The 16,462-nt window shown below is 58.4% G+C and carries 19 protein-coding genes; 12 read left to right on the forward strand and 7 right to left on the reverse strand.

Annotated elements, in window-relative coordinates:
- Positions 1-43: 43 nt before the first annotated feature.
- From AC3ISI_RS04100 to AC3ISI_RS04125, 6 genes are all read right to left on the reverse strand, one after another.
- On the reverse strand, positions 44-1,537 hold the full coding sequence (locus AC3ISI_RS04100; RefSeq protein WP_489335582.1) for an RNA polymerase factor sigma-54: 1,494 nt from the start codon (positions 1,535-1,537) through the stop codon (positions 44-46).
- A 184-nt stretch (positions 1,538-1,721) separates the two neighbouring features.
- Positions 1,722-2,447, reverse strand: coding sequence for an LPS export ABC transporter ATP-binding protein (lptB, locus tag AC3ISI_RS04105; protein WP_027924532.1), 726 nt, complete (start codon positions 2,445-2,447; stop codon positions 1,722-1,724).
- The gene (gene lptA / locus AC3ISI_RS04110; protein ID WP_489335583.1) at positions 2,447-2,995 is read right to left on the reverse strand and encodes a lipopolysaccharide transport periplasmic protein LptA; all 549 of its coding nucleotides are present in this window, start codon (positions 2,993-2,995) and stop codon (positions 2,447-2,449) included. The genes lptB and lptA overlap by 1 nt, the downstream gene beginning before the upstream one ends.
- Positions 2,982-3,554, reverse strand: a complete 573-nt coding sequence (gene lptC / locus AC3ISI_RS04115; RefSeq protein WP_489335584.1) for an LPS export ABC transporter periplasmic protein LptC — start codon at positions 3,552-3,554, stop codon at positions 2,982-2,984. Before lptC ends, lptA begins: the two co-directional genes overlap by 14 nt.
- Before the next feature lie 7 nt (positions 3,555-3,561).
- Entirely contained in the window at positions 3,562-4,086 is a 525-nt protein-coding gene (locus AC3ISI_RS04120) for a KdsC family phosphatase (RefSeq protein ID WP_452624958.1), read from the reverse strand.
- Positions 4,086-5,060, reverse strand: a complete 975-nt coding sequence (locus AC3ISI_RS04125; RefSeq protein WP_489335585.1) for a KpsF/GutQ family sugar-phosphate isomerase — start codon at positions 5,058-5,060, stop codon at positions 4,086-4,088. The genes AC3ISI_RS04120 and AC3ISI_RS04125 overlap by 1 nt, the downstream gene beginning before the upstream one ends.
- A gap of 276 nt (positions 5,061-5,336) precedes the next feature.
- Here AC3ISI_RS04125 and AC3ISI_RS04130 point away from each other — a divergent pair, with 276 nt between their 5' ends.
- The 10 genes from AC3ISI_RS04130 (at position 5,337) to hisC (ending at position 13,275) form a co-directional block, all read left to right on the forward strand.
- Complete coding sequence (locus AC3ISI_RS04130) at positions 5,337-6,146, forward strand: ATP-binding cassette domain-containing protein (RefSeq protein WP_489335586.1); 810 nt, start codon at positions 5,337-5,339, stop codon at positions 6,144-6,146.
- Positions 6,146-6,943: a lipid asymmetry maintenance ABC transporter permease subunit MlaE gene (gene mlaE, locus AC3ISI_RS04135; protein ID WP_489335587.1), complete on the forward strand. Its 798-nt coding sequence runs from the start codon at positions 6,146-6,148 to the stop codon at positions 6,941-6,943. The genes AC3ISI_RS04130 and mlaE overlap by 1 nt, the downstream gene beginning before the upstream one ends.
- Positions 6,943-7,410 (forward strand): outer membrane lipid asymmetry maintenance protein MlaD, encoded by a 468-nt coding sequence (mlaD, locus tag AC3ISI_RS04140; protein WP_310263888.1) that lies wholly within the window; start codon positions 6,943-6,945, stop codon positions 7,408-7,410. Before mlaE ends, mlaD begins: the two co-directional genes overlap by 1 nt.
- Before the next feature lie 11 nt (positions 7,411-7,421).
- Positions 7,422-8,063: an MlaC/ttg2D family ABC transporter substrate-binding protein gene (locus tag AC3ISI_RS04145; RefSeq protein WP_489335588.1), complete on the forward strand. Its 642-nt coding sequence runs from the start codon at positions 7,422-7,424 to the stop codon at positions 8,061-8,063.
- Positions 8,060-8,365, forward strand: coding sequence for an STAS domain-containing protein (locus AC3ISI_RS04150; RefSeq protein ID WP_489335589.1), 306 nt, complete (start codon positions 8,060-8,062; stop codon positions 8,363-8,365). The genes AC3ISI_RS04145 and AC3ISI_RS04150 overlap by 4 nt, the downstream gene beginning before the upstream one ends.
- A gap of 113 nt (positions 8,366-8,478) precedes the next feature.
- Positions 8,479-8,718, forward strand: a complete 240-nt coding sequence (locus tag AC3ISI_RS04155) for a BolA family protein (protein WP_008070578.1) — start codon at positions 8,479-8,481, stop codon at positions 8,716-8,718.
- Between the two features lie 22 nt (positions 8,719-8,740).
- The gene (murA, locus tag AC3ISI_RS04160; RefSeq protein WP_489335590.1) at positions 8,741-10,006 is read left to right on the forward strand and encodes a UDP-N-acetylglucosamine 1-carboxyvinyltransferase; all 1,266 of its coding nucleotides are present in this window, start codon (positions 8,741-8,743) and stop codon (positions 10,004-10,006) included.
- Between the two features lie 128 nt (positions 10,007-10,134).
- Positions 10,135-10,770: an ATP phosphoribosyltransferase gene (gene hisG / locus AC3ISI_RS04165; protein WP_007942738.1), complete on the forward strand. Its 636-nt coding sequence runs from the start codon at positions 10,135-10,137 to the stop codon at positions 10,768-10,770.
- Positions 10,771-10,894: 124 nt separating this feature from the next.
- Positions 10,895-12,220, forward strand: coding sequence for a histidinol dehydrogenase (gene hisD / locus AC3ISI_RS04170; RefSeq protein ID WP_489335591.1), 1,326 nt, complete (start codon positions 10,895-10,897; stop codon positions 12,218-12,220).
- Between the two features lie 2 nt (positions 12,221-12,222).
- Complete coding sequence (gene hisC, locus AC3ISI_RS04175; protein WP_489335592.1) at positions 12,223-13,275, forward strand: histidinol-phosphate transaminase; 1,053 nt, start codon at positions 12,223-12,225, stop codon at positions 13,273-13,275.
- 56 nt (positions 13,276-13,331) lie between these two features.
- Here hisC and algW read toward each other — a convergent pair whose 3' ends face one another.
- On the reverse strand, positions 13,332-14,492 hold the full coding sequence (gene algW, locus AC3ISI_RS04180; RefSeq protein ID WP_489335593.1) for a Do family serine endopeptidase AlgW: 1,161 nt from the start codon (positions 14,490-14,492) through the stop codon (positions 13,332-13,334).
- Between the two features lie 102 nt (positions 14,493-14,594).
- Between algW and AC3ISI_RS04185 the strand changes: the two genes are divergently transcribed.
- Positions 14,595-15,353: a Nif3-like dinuclear metal center hexameric protein gene (locus AC3ISI_RS04185; RefSeq protein WP_489335594.1), complete on the forward strand. Its 759-nt coding sequence runs from the start codon at positions 14,595-14,597 to the stop codon at positions 15,351-15,353.
- A gap of 187 nt (positions 15,354-15,540) precedes the next feature.
- A complete protein-coding gene (gene cysD, locus AC3ISI_RS04190) occupies positions 15,541-16,458 on the forward strand; it encodes a sulfate adenylyltransferase subunit CysD (protein WP_007942729.1) in 918 nt (305 codons plus the stop codon).
- Positions 16,459-16,462 lie beyond the last annotated feature (4 nt).

The raw sequence follows: 16,462 nt of genomic DNA on the forward strand, positions 1-16,462 counted from the left end.
CGGTAGATCAGATGATCTACCACTGGAACGCTGTGGCGTGGCTCTACATCAACCGCTTGCGTTCGCTCGAAGGCGCGATCCCGAGGGACTCGCGGTACTTGGCGACGGTGCGGCGAGCCACCTGAATGCCTTGTGCCTCCAGTAAACCAGCGATCTTGCTGTCACTCAACGGCTTTTTCTGATTTTCCGCGGCAACCAGCTTTTTGATGATCGCGCGGATCGCTGTGGACGAGCATTCACCGCCTTCGGAGGTGCTGACGTGGCTGGAGAAAAAGTATTTCAGCTCATAAATACCCCGTGGGGTATGCATGAATTTTTGCGTGGTGACCCGTGAAATTGTCGATTCGTGCATGCCCACTGCTTCGGCAATGTCATGCAGGACCAGCGGTTTCATGGCTTCGTCGCCGTATTCCAGGAAGCCACGCTGATGCTCGACGATCTGGGTGGCGACTTTCATCAGGGTTTCGTTACGGCTTTGCAGGCTCTTGATGAACCAGCGGGCCTCTTGCAACTGATTGCGCATGAAGGTGTTGTCGGCGCTGGTATCAGCGCGCCGGACAAACCCGGCGTATTGGGCGTTGACCCGCAGTCGTGGCACCGACTCCTGATTCAGTTCCACCAGCCAGCGTTCGTTGTCCTTGCGCACGATAACGTCGGGAACGACGTACTCGGCTTCGCTGGATTCGATCTGCGAGCCGGGGCGCGGGTTGAGGCTCTGGACCAGTTCGATGACCTGGCGCAGTTCATCTTCCTTGATCTTCATCCGGCGCATCAGCTGAGAGTAGTCGCGGCTGCCGAGCAGATCGATGTAGTCGCTGACCAGGCGCTTGGCTTCGGCGAGCCAAGGCGTCTTGGCTGGCAATTGGCGCAATTGCAGTAGCAAGCATTCGCCCAGGTTGCGAGCGCCGATACCGGCCGGCTCGAATTGCTGGATGCGGTGCAGGACGGCTTCGATTTCGTCCAGTTCGATGTCCAGTTCCGGATCGAAGGCCTCGAGGATTTCCTCGAGGGTTTCATCCAGATAGCCCTGATTGTTGATGCAGTCGATCAGGGTCACGGCGATCAGGCGATCGGTGTCGGACATCGGCGCCAGATTCAGTTGCCACAACAGGTGGCTTTGCAGGCTCTCACCGGCCGATGTGCGAGTGGTGAAATCCCATTCGTCGTCATCGTTGCTCGGCAGGCTGCTGGCGCTGGTCTGGTAAACGTCTTCCCATGCGGTATCAACCGGCAGTTCATTGGGAATGCGCTCGTTCCAGTCACCTTCCTCGAGGTTGTCAACCGTGGGAGCGGTTTCCTGGTAGGAGGGCTCTTGAATGTCGGCGTTGGGTTGTTGCTCGGCTTTGTCGGCCAAGGGGTCGGCGTTGTCGAAGTCGTCGCCATCTTCCTGGCGTTCGAGCATCGGATTGGACTCCAGGGCCTCCTGGATTTCCTGTTGCAGGTCCAGGGTCGACAATTGGAGCAGGCGGATGGCCTGTTGCAGCTGCGGTGTCATCGTCAGCTGCTGGCCCATTCTCAAGACTAGCGATGGTTTCATGGCAGGGGCTTAACACCTTATTCGCCGGCGCGCATGCGCCATCCACTACAGGGCGCCGGAGCGCCAAACATAAGCAAATTATATGCCCGAAACTGCAGCGTTTGCCTAGAGCGCTGTAACAATAAAAAAATGTTGATTTTTTATCGAGACAAGCGCCCGAGAGAACAGTCAGACACCTCAACGCTTACAGGCGGAACTCATGGCCCAAATAGACTTCTTTAACCAGATCGTTGGCCAGGATAGTGGCGGAATCGCCTTCAGCGATCAGCTGACCATCGTTGACGATGTAGGCGGTTTCGCAGATATCCAGGGTTTCACGGACGTTGTGGTCAGTGATCAGCACGCCAATGCCCTTGGCCTTGAGGTGGTAGATGATCTGTTTGATGTCGCCTACCGAAATCGGGTCCACGCCGGCGAATGGTTCGTCGAGCAGGATGAATTTCGGGTTGGTAGCCAATGCCCGGGCGATTTCCACGCGACGGCGTTCACCACCTGACAGGCTCATGCCGAGGTTGTCGCGGATGTGGCTGATGTGGAATTCCTGCAGCAAGCTTTCCAGCTCTTTGCGACGCCCTGCCTTGTCGAGTTCCTTGCGGGTCTCGAGGATCGCCATGATGTTGTCGGCGACCGAGAGTTTGCGGAAGATCGACGCTTCTTGCGGCAGATAGCCGATACCGGCCTTTGCACGACCGTGCATTGGCTGGTGGCTGACATCCAGATCGTCGATCAGCACACGGCCCTGATCGGCCTGAACCAGGCCGACAATCATGTAGAAGCAGGTGGTCTTGCCGGCGCCGTTAGGACCCAGCAGACCGACGATTTGACCGCTGTCGATCGACAGGCTGACGTCACGCACGACCTGGCGGCTCTTGTAGCTCTTGGCCAGATGCTGAGCTTTCAGAGTTGCCATTACGGGGCCTTTTGCTCGTCGGTTTTCTTCTTCGGCTGGATCACCATGTCGATACGCGGACGCGATTCGGTCACCTTGCTGCCGGTAGCGCGACCGGCGCTGGCAAGCTTTTTGTCGGTGTCGTAGACGATTTTCTCGCCTTGGGTGATGTTGTTGTCCTTGTCGATAACCTTTGCCTTGTCGATCAGTACGACGCGATTTTTCGCGGCGAGGTACTGGATGGTCACACCCCAGCCCTGGACAGGCTTGGGGTCGCCTGCGGTTTGCAGTTGCTCGAAGTAGGCCAGATTGCCCACCGAGGTCACCACGTCGATGTCACCCGCCGGGGTGCGCGTCATGGTCACTTTATTGCCGGTAACCTTCATCGAACCCTGGGTGATGATCACGTCGCCCGTATAGGTGGCAACGCCGTTCTTGTCGTCCAGCTGGGCGTCGTCGGCTTGTATGCGGATAGGCTGGTCTTGATCGTTCGGCAGAGCCCAGGCGCTCACGCTTCCCAGTGCTGCGCCCAGACTGAGCAAAATAGGGAGGGTTTTAACGAGCCTCATACTGTCCTCTTACGTTAGATAGCAGGTGTATCCTGCTTTCTTTCAAGTACGCTTTCATTCCGATGCCTGTCGATACACCGCCAGCGCCGTCGATACTAACGGGTTGATCGGTCTGCGCATATTGCTGCTGCGGGAACACAGTCATACGGGTGGTGGTAATCAGGGTCCTGCGGTTTTTCTCGTCAAAACGGGTGATGCGCACCGAGTCGATCAACTCGACCTGGGTGCCGTCCGGGTTGACTTCCCCGTGCTCGCTCTGGACGTGCCAGGGAAACTCGGTGCCGCGAAACATGTTCAGGTCCGGATTGGTCAGCAATGTGACCTCTGACGCCTTCAGGTGTTCGACCTTGTCGGACGTCATTTCGTACTGCAATTTGCCGTCCGGCAGAAACTGCACGCTGTGAGCATTGGTCGCGTAATAGTCGATCGCGCTTTCATCGACCTTGACCACAGTTTTGTCGAGGAAGCGTTCCGGGCTGATGTTCCAGTAGCCGACCGCAGCGAACAGCGCGGCGATGCAGCTGAATAGCAGGATGTTACGAAACTTTTTGCTCAGCATAATGGGCTCACAGATACGCAGCGTTGGCCGCATCAAGGCGGCCCTGGGCGCGCAGGATCAATTCGCAGAATTCACGAGCGGCACCCTCGCCGCCCCGGGCAACGGTAATGCCATGAGCATTTTCACGCACGAAGCTGGCGGCGTTGGCTACCGCCATGCCCAAGCCGACGCGGCGAATCACCGGCAGGTCCGGCAGGTCGTCACCCAGGTAGGCCACTTGTTCATAGCTTAGGTTGAGTTGAGCCAGAAGCTCGTCCAGCACTACCAGTTTGTCTTCCCGCCCCTGATAAAGGTGGGGAATGCCGAGGTTTTTCGCTCGCCGTTCGACCACCGGGGTTTTGCGGCCGCTGATGATTGCGGTCTGCACGCCCGCTGCCATCAGCATCTTGATGCCTTGGCCGTCGAGCGTATTGAATGTCTTGAATTCACTGCCGTCTTCGAGAAAGTACAGGCGCCCGTCGGTCAGCACGCCATCGACGTCGAACACCGCGAGTTTGATCTGTTGGCCGCGTTGCAGCAGGTCCGTGTTCATTACATTACTCCTGCACGCAGTAAATCGTGCATGTTCAAGGCGCCGACCGGACGGTCTTCGCTGTCGACCACGACCAGGGCGTTGATTTTGTGGTCTTCCATGATTTTCAAGGCCTCGGCAGCGAGCATTTCGGCGCGGGCGGTCTTGCCATGAGCTGTCATGACCTGTTCGATGGTGGCGCTATGGATGTCGATGCTGCGATCCAGTGTGCGACGCAAATCACCGTCGGTGAAGATCCCGGCCAGTTTGCCATCAGCCTCCAAAATGACGGTCATTCCCAGGCCCTTGCGGGTCATTTCCATCAATGCGTCTTTTAGCAGGGTACCGCGCTGAACCTGTGGCAAATCTTGCCCGGCGTGCATGACATTCTCCACTTTCAACAGCAGGCGTCGGCCAAGCGCGCCACCGGGGTGGGAAAAGGCGAAGTCTTCAGCGGTAAAGCCACGAGCTTCCAGTAGTGCGACGGCCAGGGCATCACCCATCACCAGGGCGGCCGTGGTGGAGGAGGTGGGTGCCAGGTTCAGCGGGCAGGCCTCGTGTTCGACATGAACGTTGAGGTTGACCTCGGCGGCCTTGGCCAACGGGGAATCCGGGTTGCCCGTCACGCTGATCAATTGAATGCCCAGGCGCTTGATCAGGGGTAGCAAGGTCAGGATTTCATTGGTGGAGCCGGAGTTCGACAGGGCCAGGATAATGTCATCCCGCGTGATCATGCCCATGTCGCCGTGGCTGGCTTCGGCCGGGTGGACGAAAAAAGCCGTGGTGCCAGTGCTTGCCAGGGTCGCGGCGATCTTGTTGCCGATGTGTCCTGATTTACCCATGCCGACCACCACCACGCGGCCTTTGCTGGCCAGAATCATCTCGCAAGCGCGTACGAAATCTGCGTCGATGTGGGGCAGCAAGCCTTCTACGGCTTCGAGTTCGAGGCGCAGGGTGCGTTGTGCTGATTGAATCAGGTCACTGGATTGGCTCATGTCGGAAATCGTATAGCCTGATGAAGGGCCGCGATTATAGCGGTAATGATCAAAACCCTCACGCAAGTTCGTTACGCTTTGTCATTCTCGATGACGCAATCCCCTCTAAACGAGGCTTTTTGCCGATGATGTTACTGAAGATGTGCTGGCTTTGGCCTTGGGCGCTGGGCCTTTGCAGTGATATAGTTCGCGGCCAGTTCGGCCTGCCCGGGGAGGTATGTGCTTTCGTCAGAGAGTCAGGCGTCCGAGTGAGAGGCTGCATCGCAAGGAGTTTAGATGAGTGCCGATAACGCCTACGCGGTCGAGCTGAAGGGACTGTCCTTCAAGCGCGGTACGCGCAGCATTTTCAATAACGTCGATATCCGTATCCCACGCGGCAAGGTCACCGGCATCATGGGGCCTTCTGGGTGTGGCAAAACCACGCTGTTGCGATTGATGGGCGCACAATTGCGTCCAACAAAGGGCGAAGTCTGGGTCAACGGCCAGAACCTGCCGAAGTTGTCGCGCAGTGATCTGTTCGATGCGCGCAAGCACATGGGGGTGCTGTTTCAGAGCGGCGCCCTGTTTACCGATCTCGATGTGTTCGAGAACGTCGCCTTCCCGCTGCGCGTTCATACCGAGCTGCCGGAAGAAATGATCCGTGACATCGTCCTGCTTAAATTGCAGGCCGTGGGCTTGCGTGGCGCCATCGACCTGATGCCTGACGAATTGTCCGGTGGCATGAAGCGTCGTGTAGCGCTGGCCCGGGCGATTGCCCTCGATCCTCAGATTCTCATGTACGATGAGCCCTTTGTCGGCCAGGACCCCATCGCCATGGGCGTGCTGGTGCGCCTGATCCGCCTGCTCAACGATGCGCTGGGCATCACTAGCATCGTGGTCTCCCACGATCTGGCTGAAACCGCGAGTATCGCCGACTACATCTATGTCGTCGGTGAAGGTCAGGTATTGGGGCAGGGGACTCCCGAGGAATTGATGAGCTCGCAGGAGCCACGGATCCGTCAATTCATGACCGGCGAACCCGATGGTCCGGTCGCATATCACTTTCCAGCGACGGATTACCGCGCAGATCTTCTGGGGAAGCGTTGATGCGCAAGATTTCACTAATAGAACGCGTGCGCCAGTTTGGCCACGCCGGCATCGATGTGCTGGCAGTATTCGGTCGTTCGACGATATTCCTGTTTCATGCCTTGCTCGGTCGCGGTGGTATCGGCGGCGGTTTTGGCCTGCTGATCAAGCAACTGCACTCAGTGGGTGTGATGTCTCTGGTGATCATTGTGGTCTCTGGGGTGTTCATCGGGATGGTGCTGGCGCTGCAAGGCTTCAACATTCTGTCGAGCTACGGTTCGGAGCAGGCGGTCGGGCAGATGGTTGCGCTCACGCTGCTGCGTGAACTGGGTCCCGTTGTGACGGCGTTGTTGTTCGCCGGGCGTGCCGGTTCGGCGCTGACGGCCGAAATCGGCAACATGAAATCCACCGAACAGTTGTCCAGTCTGGAAATGATTGGTGTCGACCCACTCAAATACATTGTTGCCCCGCGCCTGTGGGCCGGCTTCATTTCCCTGCCGGTGCTGGCGATGATCTTCAGCGTGGTGGGTATCTGGGGCGGCTCGTGGGTGGCTGTCGACTGGCTGGGTGTGTATGAAGGCTCCTACTGGTCGAACATGCAAAACAGCGTGACGTTCACTGATGATGTGCTCAACGGCATCATCAAAAGCATCGTCTTCGCATTCGTCGTGACCTGGATCGCCGTATTCCAAGGCTATGACTGTGAGCCCACTTCCGAGGGGATCAGTCGTGCCACTACCAAGACCGTGGTGTATGCCTCTTTGGCTGTGCTCGGCCTGGACTTTATTCTGACCGCTTTGATGTTTGGAGATTTCTGATGCAAAACCGCACCCTGGAAATCGGTGTCGGCCTTTTCTTGCTGGCTGGCATCCTGGCTTTGTTGCTGCTGGCGTTGCGGGTGAGTGGTCTGTCCCCGAGCCCGAGCACCGACACGTATAAACTTTATGCGTACTTCGACAATATCGCCGGATTGACGGTCAGAGCCAAGGTGACCATGGCCGGTGTGACCATCGGCAAGGTCACGGCGATCGATCTGGACCGCGACACCTTCACCGGTCGGGTGACCATGCAACTGGAAAAGCGCGTAGATAACCTGCCGACTGACTCCACTGCATCTATCCTGACGGCTGGCCTGTTGGGCGAGAAGTACATCGGTATCAGCGTGGGCGGCGAAGAAGCCTTGCTCAAGGATGGTGGAACCATTCACGACACCCAGTCGTCGCTGGTGCTCGAGGACCTGATCGGTAAATTTCTGCTCAATACCGTTAGCAAAGACGCCAAATGAGGAGCTTTTGAATGATCTCTACCTTGCGACGTGGCCTGTTGGTAGTACTCGCGGCGCTGCCGTTGATGGCTAACGCCGTGGCGGCGCCTTCCGCGCACGAACTGGTTCAGGACACCACTAACCGTATGCTGGCCGATCTGAAGGCCAATAAAGAGAAGTACAAGCAGGACCCGCAGGACTTTTATACGGCGCTGAACACGATCGTCGGGCCTGTGGTGGATGCCGAGGGTATTTCCAAGAGCATCATGACGGTCAAGTACTCAAAGAAAGCCACGCCGGCGCAGATGAAAACCTTCGAAGAGAACTTCAAGAAGGGTCTGTTCCAGTTTTATGGCAATGCTTTGCTTGAGTACAACAACCAGGGCATCGTCGTTGACCCTGCCAAGGACGAGTCGGGCGACCGCACCAGCGTCGGCATGACCGTCAAAGGCAGCAATGGCGCGATTTATCCCGTGCAGTACACCCTTGAGAAGATCAATGGCGAGTGGAAGCTGCGCAACGTGATCATCAACGGGATCAACATCGGCAAGCTGTTCCGTGATCAGTTCGCTGATGCGATGCAGCGCAATGGCAACGACCTGGACAAGACCATCAACGGTTGGGCCGGGGAAGTTGCCAAAGCCAAGGCATCCACCGAGACCAACGCCCAATGAGTGTGTCGTCCATTCGCATGAGCGAAACCGGCGAACTGCGGTTGAGTGGCATGCTGGACTATCGCACCGGCCCGGATCTGCGTAAGCAGGGGCAGGCGTTGATCAAGTCCAGCACGGCGACTGAACTGGTGATCGATTGTTCGGCAGTGTTGAAGTCCAGCAGCGTCGGCTTGTCGCTGCTGCTGTGCTTCATGCGTGACGCAGAGGCGGCCGGTAAGGCGCTGAGCATTCGCGGGATGCCCGAAGACATGCGTGAAATCGCTCAGGTCAGCGAATTGACCGAGCTGTTGGCGCACCCCTGACCGCATCTATAAAGAAGCCCCCCGTCAGAGTCCTGCTTAGCGGGGTTCGCAGGCGCGGGGCTTTTTTGTATGATGTCCGACCCGTGCGCACAGGGCGCCGATTGAGGTTGAGCATGCAGGCCGTAGAAGTGAAGAGCTTCCTTGAAGGAAAGCTGCCAGGAATTCAGGTAGAAGTTGAAGGCGAAGGCTGCAACTTTCAGCTGAACGTGATTAGCGATGAACTGGCGGCACTGAGCCCGGTCAAGCGTCAGCAGAGCATCTATGCCCATTTGAACCCGTGGATCGCCGATGGCAGCATCCATGCGGTCACTATGAAATTTTTCAGCAGCGCGGCCTGGGCCGAGCGCACCTGAGCCCAAGGGCGTCGAGATTCTTATGGATAAATTGATTATTACCGGTGGCGTTCGTCTTGATGGCGAAATCCGCATCTCCGGGGCAAAGAACTCTGCCCTGCCGATCCTGGCTGCAACCCTGCTGTGTGATGGCCCGGTAACCGTGGCCAACCTGCCGCACCTGCACGACATCACCACGATGATCGAGCTGTTCGGCCGCATGGGCATTGAGCCGGTGATCGACGAGAAGCTCAGTGTCGAAATCGACCCGCGCACCATCAAGACTCTGATCGCACCGTACGAACTGGTTAAAACCATGCGTGCGTCGATCCTGGTACTCGGCCCGATGGTTGCCCGTTTCGGCGAAGCCGAAGTCGCATTGCCTGGCGGCTGCGCCATCGGTTCGCGTCCGGTTGACCTGCACATCCGTGGCCTTGAAGCCATGGGCGCGGTCATCGACGTCGAAGGCGGCTACATCAAGGCCAAGGCGCCAGAAGGCGGCTTGCGCGGCGCGAACTTCTTTTTTGATACCGTCAGCGTGACCGGTACCGAAAACATCATGATGGCGGCCGCGCTGGCCAAGGGCCGCAGCGTGTTGCAAAACGCCGCTCGCGAACCTGAAGTCATCGACCTGGCGAACTTCCTGATCGCCATGGGCGCCAAGATTACTGGCGCCGGCACCGACACCATCACCATTGATGGCGTTGAGCGTCTGCACACCACCACTTATAAAGTGATGCCTGACCGTATCGAAACCGGCACCTACCTGGTGGCGGCGGCGGTGACCGGTGGGCGTGTGAAGGTCAAGGACACCGATCCGACCATCCTCGAAGCCGTTCTGGAAAAACTCCGTGAGTCGGGTGCCGAAATCACCTGTGGCGAAGACTGGATCGAGCTGAACATGCACGGCAAGCGGCCCAAAGCCGTCAACGTGCGGACCGCTCCATACCCGGCGTTCCCGACCGACATGCAAGCGCAGTTCATCTCCCTCAACGCCATTGCTGAAGGCACGGGCGCTGTGATCGAGACGATCTTCGAAAACCGCTTCATGCACGTTTACGAACTGCACCGCATGGGCGCTCACATCCAGGTCGAAGGCAACACCGCCATCGTTACCGGAATCGAAAAGCTCAAGGGCGCGCCAGTCATGGCCACCGACCTGCGCGCTTCGGCCAGCCTGGTCATCTCGGCGTTGATCGCGGAAGGCGACACCCTGATCGACCGCATCTACCACATCGACCGTGGTTACGAGTGCATCGAAGAGAAGCTGCAAATGCTCGGCGCCAAAATCCGCCGCGTACCTGGCTAGTTTCCGCTACATGGACACAAGGATGTGTCCGTTGAATTCGTTTAAAGTCGAGCCGGTTACCGGCTCGATGTGTGTTCGGCGCCGTTTGCGACCGGGCATGAGTACCTTGATAAGGACTGACGTTTCCCATGTTGACCATCGCACTGTCCAAGGGCCGCATCCTTGACGACACCCTGCCGCTTCTGGCTGAAGCGGGCATCGTGCCGACCGAGAATCCGGACAAAAGCCGCAAGCTGATCATTCCCACGACCCAGCCTGACGTACGACTGCTGATCGTGCGCGCCACCGATGTGCCGACCTACGTCGAGCATGGTGCCGCGGACCTCGGCGTCGCTGGTAAAGATGTGCTGATGGAATATGGTGGCCAAGGCCTGTACGAGCCTTTGGACCTGCGAATTGCCCTCTGCAAGCTGATGACCGCCGGCCGTGTTGGTGATGTCGAGCCTAAGGGCCGCCTGCGGGTGGCGACCAAGTTCGTCAACGTTGCCAAGCGTTACTACGCCGAGCAGGGGCGTCAGGTTGACATCATCAAGCTTTACGGCTCGATGGAATTGGCGCCGCTGATTGGTCTGGCGGACAAGATCATCGACGTGGTCGACACCGGCAATACCCTGCGCGCCAATGGCCTGGAACCCCAGGATTTCATTGCCGACATCAGCTCCCGGCTCATCGTCAACAAAGCGTCGATGAAAATGCAACACGCCCGAATCCAGGCGTTGATCGACACCCTGCGCAAGGCAGTGGAGTCTCGACACCGCGGCTGATTTACCTGCGCGACGTCAAGTCGCGCCGTCTATCCGCCTCATAGCCAGAATTCTCAGGTGCCCAAGCGGATCGAATGTTAGCTTCGGGCACCTGAGTTTTTGCCAATCCTATGAGGCTCTCGCTATGACCGCACCGACTGCAATTCGCCGACTCAACGCTGCTGACCCGGATTTCGCACATCATCTGGATCATTTGCTGAGCTGGGAAAGTGTGTCTGACGACTCGGTCAATCAGCGGGTGCTGGACATCATCAAAGCCGTGCGCGAGCGTGGCGATGCGGCGCTGGTGGAATTCACCCAGAAATTCGACGGCCTCGAAGTCGCCTCAATGGCCGACCTGATCCTGCCGCGTGAGCGTCTGGAACTGGCCCTGACCCGGATCACTGTGTCACAGCGCGAAGCCCTGGAAAAGGCCGCCGCCCGCGTGCGCAGCTATCACGAAAAACAGAAACAGGATTCCTGGACCTACACCGAAGCTGACGGCACGGTGTTGGGGCAGAAGGTCACGCCATTGGACCGCGCCGGTCTGTATGTCCCGGGCGGCAAGGCGTCGTACCCATCCTCGGTGTTGATGAACGCGATCCCGGCCAAAGTGGCAGGCGTGACCGAAGTGGTCATGGTGGTGCCGACTCCGCGTGGTGAAATCAACGAACTGGTGCTGGCCGCGGCCTGCATTGCCGGAGTTGATCGCGTATTCACCATCGGCGGCGCGCAAGCGGTTGCCGCGTTGGCTTACGGCACCGAAAGCGTGCCGAAGGTCGACAAAGTGGTTGGCCCGGGCAACATCTATGTCGCCACCGCCAAGCGTCACGTGTTTGGTCAGGTCGGCATCGACATGATCGCCGGTCCGTCCGAGATTCTCGTGGTGTGTGACGGGCAGACCGATCCGGACTGGATCGCCATGGACCTGTTCTCCCAGGCTGAGCACGATGAAGACGCCCAGGCGATCCTGGTCAGCCCGGATGCCGAGTTCCTCGACAAGGTTGCCGCGAGCATCAACAAATTGATGCCGACCATGGAGCGTGCCGAGATCATCACAACCTCGATCAATGGCCGTGGCGCGCTGATCAAGGTCCGCGACATGGAACAAGCCATCGAAGTAGCCAATCGCATTGCCCCGGAACACCTGGAGCTGTCGGTCGCTGATCCGCAAGCCTGGTTGCCGCAGATCCGTCACGCGGGCGCGATTTTCATGGGGCGCCACACAAGCGAAGCTTTGGGTGATTACTGCGCCGGACCGAACCACGTGTTGCCGACTTCCGGCACCGCGCGTTTCTCCTCGCCATTGGGGGTTTACGACTTCCAGAAACGCTCTTCGATCATCTTCTGCTCCGAGCAGGGTGCGTCCGAACTGGGCAAGACCGCTTCCGTGCTGGCCCGTGGCGAGTCGCTGACCGCCCACGCCCGCAGCGCCGAATACCGCATCATTGACGACAAGCAGGGGAACTGAAGATGAGTAAATTCTGGAGCCCCTTCGTCAAGAGTCTGGTGCCTTACGTGCCAGGCGAGCAGCCGAAACTGACGAAACTGGTGAAGCTCAACACCAACGAAAATCCATATGGTCCATCGCCTAAAGCCTTGGCCGCCATGCAGACTGAGCTGAACGACAACCTGCGTTTGTACCCGGACCCGAACAGCGATGTGCTCAAGCAGGCTGTTGCCAGGTACTACGGCGTCCAAGGCAATCAGGTGTTCCTCGGCAACGGCTCCGATGAAGTGCTGGCGCACATCTTTCACGGATTGCTGCAACACGATCAGCCGCTGCTGTTCCCGGACATCAGCTACAGCTTCTATCCGGTTTATTGCGGGTTGTATGGCATCAAGTTCGACGCCGTGCCGCTGGACGAGCAATTCCAGATCAATCCGGCCGACTATGCCAAGCCGAACGGCGGGATCATCTTCCCGAACCCGAACGCCCCCACCGGCTGCCTGCTGGCGCTGGACGCCGTGGAGCAAATCCTCAAGGCCAGCCCGGATTCGGTGGTCGTGGTGGATGAAGCTTATATCGACTTCGGCGGTGAGACGGCCATCAGCCTGGTCGATCGTTATCCAAACCTGCTAGTGACACAGACTTTGTCCAAGTCCCGTTCGCTGGCCGGCCTTCGGGTTGGCCTGGCGGTGGGGCATCCAGACTTGATCGAAGCGCTGGAACGGATCAAGAACAGCTTCAACTCTTATCCGCTGGATCGCCTGGCGATTGTGGGGGCTGCGGCGGCGTTCGAGGATCGCGAGTACTTCGACAAGACGTGCCGGTTGGTCATCGATAGCCGTGACAAGGTCGTCAGGCAGTTGGAGGCGAAGGGCTTCGAGGTATTGCCGTCGGCGGCGAACTTCATTTTCGCCCGTCACCCAAAGCATGACGCGGCCGGGTTGGCGGCGAAGTTGCGTGAGCAGGGTGTGATCGTTCGGCACTTCAAGCAGGAGCGGATTGCCCAGTTCCTGCGGATCTCCATCGGCACACCAGAGCAGAATCAGGCGCTGATCAACGGCTTGGGCGATCTCTAAGCCACTGTTGAACCTGTGGGAGCCGGCTCGTTCCCACAGGGTTTTTGTGTTGGCTGTTACTCTTCTTCTTTCTCTTTGACCGGCGCCGGTGGCGGACGCAGGCCAATCTCGGCTGTGAGCTTGAGTTCTTTACCGTTGCGAATTACCTGAAGCGTGACCTTGTCCGTCGGCTTGATCCGCGCGACCTGGTTCATCGAGCGGCGACCATCCCCGGCCGGTTCACCGTCAATGCTGAGGATCACATCTCCCAGTTGCAAGCCGGCCTTCTGCGCCGGTCCATCCCGGAAAATCCCCGCGACCACAATCCCCGGACGTCCCGACAGACCAAACGATTCCGCCAGTTCCTGGCTCAACGGCTGCACTTCAATGCCCAGCCAGCCGCGAATCACCTGGCCGTGCTCGATTATCGACTTCATCACTTCCATCGCCAGTTTGATCGGAATCGCAAAGCCGATACCTTGCGAGCCGCCGGACTTGGAGAAAATTGCGGTGTTGATGCCGGTCAGGTTGCCATTGGCATCCACCAGCGCGCCGCCGGAGTTGCCGGGGTTGATCGCAGCGTCGGTCTGGATGAAATCTTCGTAGTTGTTCAGGCCCAACTGGTTGCGCCCAGTGGCACTGATGATGCCCATGGTCACGGTCTGGCCGACACCGAACGGGTTGCCAATGGCCAGCGCCACGTCGCCGATGCGGATGTTGTCGGAACGGCCGATGGTAATTGCCGGCAGGCTTTTCAGATCGATTTTCAATACCGCAAGATCGGTTTCCGGGTCGCTGCCGATCACGCGGGCCAGGGTCTCACGGCCATCCTTGAGCGCCACGACAATCTGGTCGGCACCGGTGGTCACGTGGTTGTTGGTCAGGATGTAGCCTTCCGGGCTCATGATCACGCCGGAACCCAGGCTCGATTCCATGCGCTTCTGCTTGGGCGAGTTGTCACCGAAGAAGCGGCGGAACTGCGGGTCTTCGAACAACGGATGATTCGGTTTATTGATGACTTTAGTGGTGTACAGGTTGACCACTGCAGGTGCGGCGATGACCACGGCGTCGGCATAGGACACCGGCCCTTGTTGCACGCCAGTGGTTTGCGGTGCTTGCTGCAAGTTCACGTCGAGGCTTGGAAGCCCGACCCACTGCGGGTAACGCTGAATTATCAAAAGAGCGATAAGCACGCCGGCCAACAGCGGCCAGCCGGAAAAACGCAGCGCCTTGAGCATTAAGCACGTCCTGAAAAGTTGCAGGCGGTATGAGACCGCCCATAATGTCGCGCATTATACGAGGCCACGCACGCCTCTGAACGGGATATTTAGGAGTCTTTTATGGCCGTCGCCCTGAGCACCCTGGTCGAAGAAGCCGACCGATACCTCACCAGCGCCAAAATTGCGGATTACTGCCCCAACGGCTTGCAGGTCGAAGGTCGGCCGCAAGTGATGCGCATCGTCAGCGGAGTCACCGCCAGCCAGGCGCTGCTGGACGCTGCCGTCGAAGCCCAGGCCGATTTGGTGCTGGTGCATCACGGTTATTTCTGGAAAGGCGAAAATCCGTGCATCACCGGCATGAAGCAGCGTCGGTTGAAAACCTTGCTCAAGCACGACATCAGCCTGCTGTCCTATCACTTGCCACTGGATCTGCACCCGGAAGTCGGCAACAACGTGCAGTTGGCCCGGCAGTTGGACATCACCGTCGAAGGTCCGCTGGATCCGGCCAACCTTAAAGTCGTTGGTCTGGTCGGTTCGTTGAGCGAGCCGATGACGGCGCGTGATTTCGCCCGTCGTGTCCAGGAAGTCATGGGCCGGGAGCCGTTGCTGATCGAAGGCAGCGCGACGATTCGTCGGGTAGGCTGGTGTACCGGTGGCGGTCAGGGTTACATCGACCAGGCGATTTTGGCCGGCGTCGATCTGTACCTCAGTGGCGAGGCCTCCGAGCAGACTTTCCACAGCGCCCGGGAAAACGACATCAGCTTCATCGCCGCCGGCCATCACGCCACCGAGCGTTATGGTGTGCAGGCGCTGGGCGATTATCTGGCGCGTCGATTTGCCCTCGAACACATCTTCATCGATTGCCCGAATCCGATCTGAATACAAAATCGCCTTTGCAGGAGCTGGCAAGCCAGCTCCTACAGGTCCGGTGTTGCCCAAACATGGGGGTATATTCATATACCCTTTCGATCTAGCTGGTGCCCTGATTAGAAGAGGTCGCTGTGCTAGGATTCCTCGCTCGAACACGGCCCGCTGGCCGTCCATAAGATCGTTTTCGTGAGTAGCCATGGTCGACAAACTGACGCATCTGAAACAGCTGGAGGCCGAAAGCATCCACATCATCCGCGAGGTCGCCGCCGAGTTCGATAACCCGGTGATGCTGTACTCCGTCGGTAAAGACTCCGCCGTGATGCTGCACCTTGCGCGCAAGGCATTCTTCCCGGGCAAGCTTCCGTTCCCGGTGATGCACGTCGACACCCAGTGGAAGTTCAAGGAAATGTACGCGTTCCGCGACCGCATGGTTGAAGAGCTCGGCCTGGACCTGCTGGTGCACGTCAACCCTGACGGGGTTGCGCAGGGCATCAACCCGCTGACCCACGGCAGTGCCAAGCACACCGATATCATGAAAACCGAAGGCCTCAAGCAGGCCCTCGACAAGTATGGTTTCGACGCCGCTTTCGGTGGTGCCCGTCGCGACGAAGAGAAGTCCCGTGCCAAAGAGCGCGTGTATTCCTTCCGTGATACCAAGCACCGCTGGGACCCGAAAAACCAGCGCCCGGAGCTGTGGAACGTCTACAACGGCAACGTCAACAAGGGCGAATCGATTCGCGTGTTCCCGTTGTCGAACTGGACCGAACTGGACATCTGGCAGTACATCTACCTCGAAGGCATCCCGATTGTGCCGCTGTATTTCGCCGCCGAGCGCGACGTCATCGAGATGAATGGCACCTGGATCATGATCGACGACGAACGTCTGCTCAATCACCTGAGCGATGAAGACAAGGCGCGTATCGTCAAGAAAAAGGTTCGTTTCCGTACGCTCGGCGACTACCCGCTGACCGGTGCGGTCGAGTCCGAGGCGACCAGCCTGACCGACATCATTCAGGAAATGCTCCTGACGCGAACTTCCGAACGCCAGGGCCGGGTCATCGACCACGATGGCGCAGGCTCGATGGAAGAAAAGAAACGTCAGGGTTATTTCTAAGGGG

The organism is Pseudomonas sp. GL_139_B, from assembly GCF_057834475.1.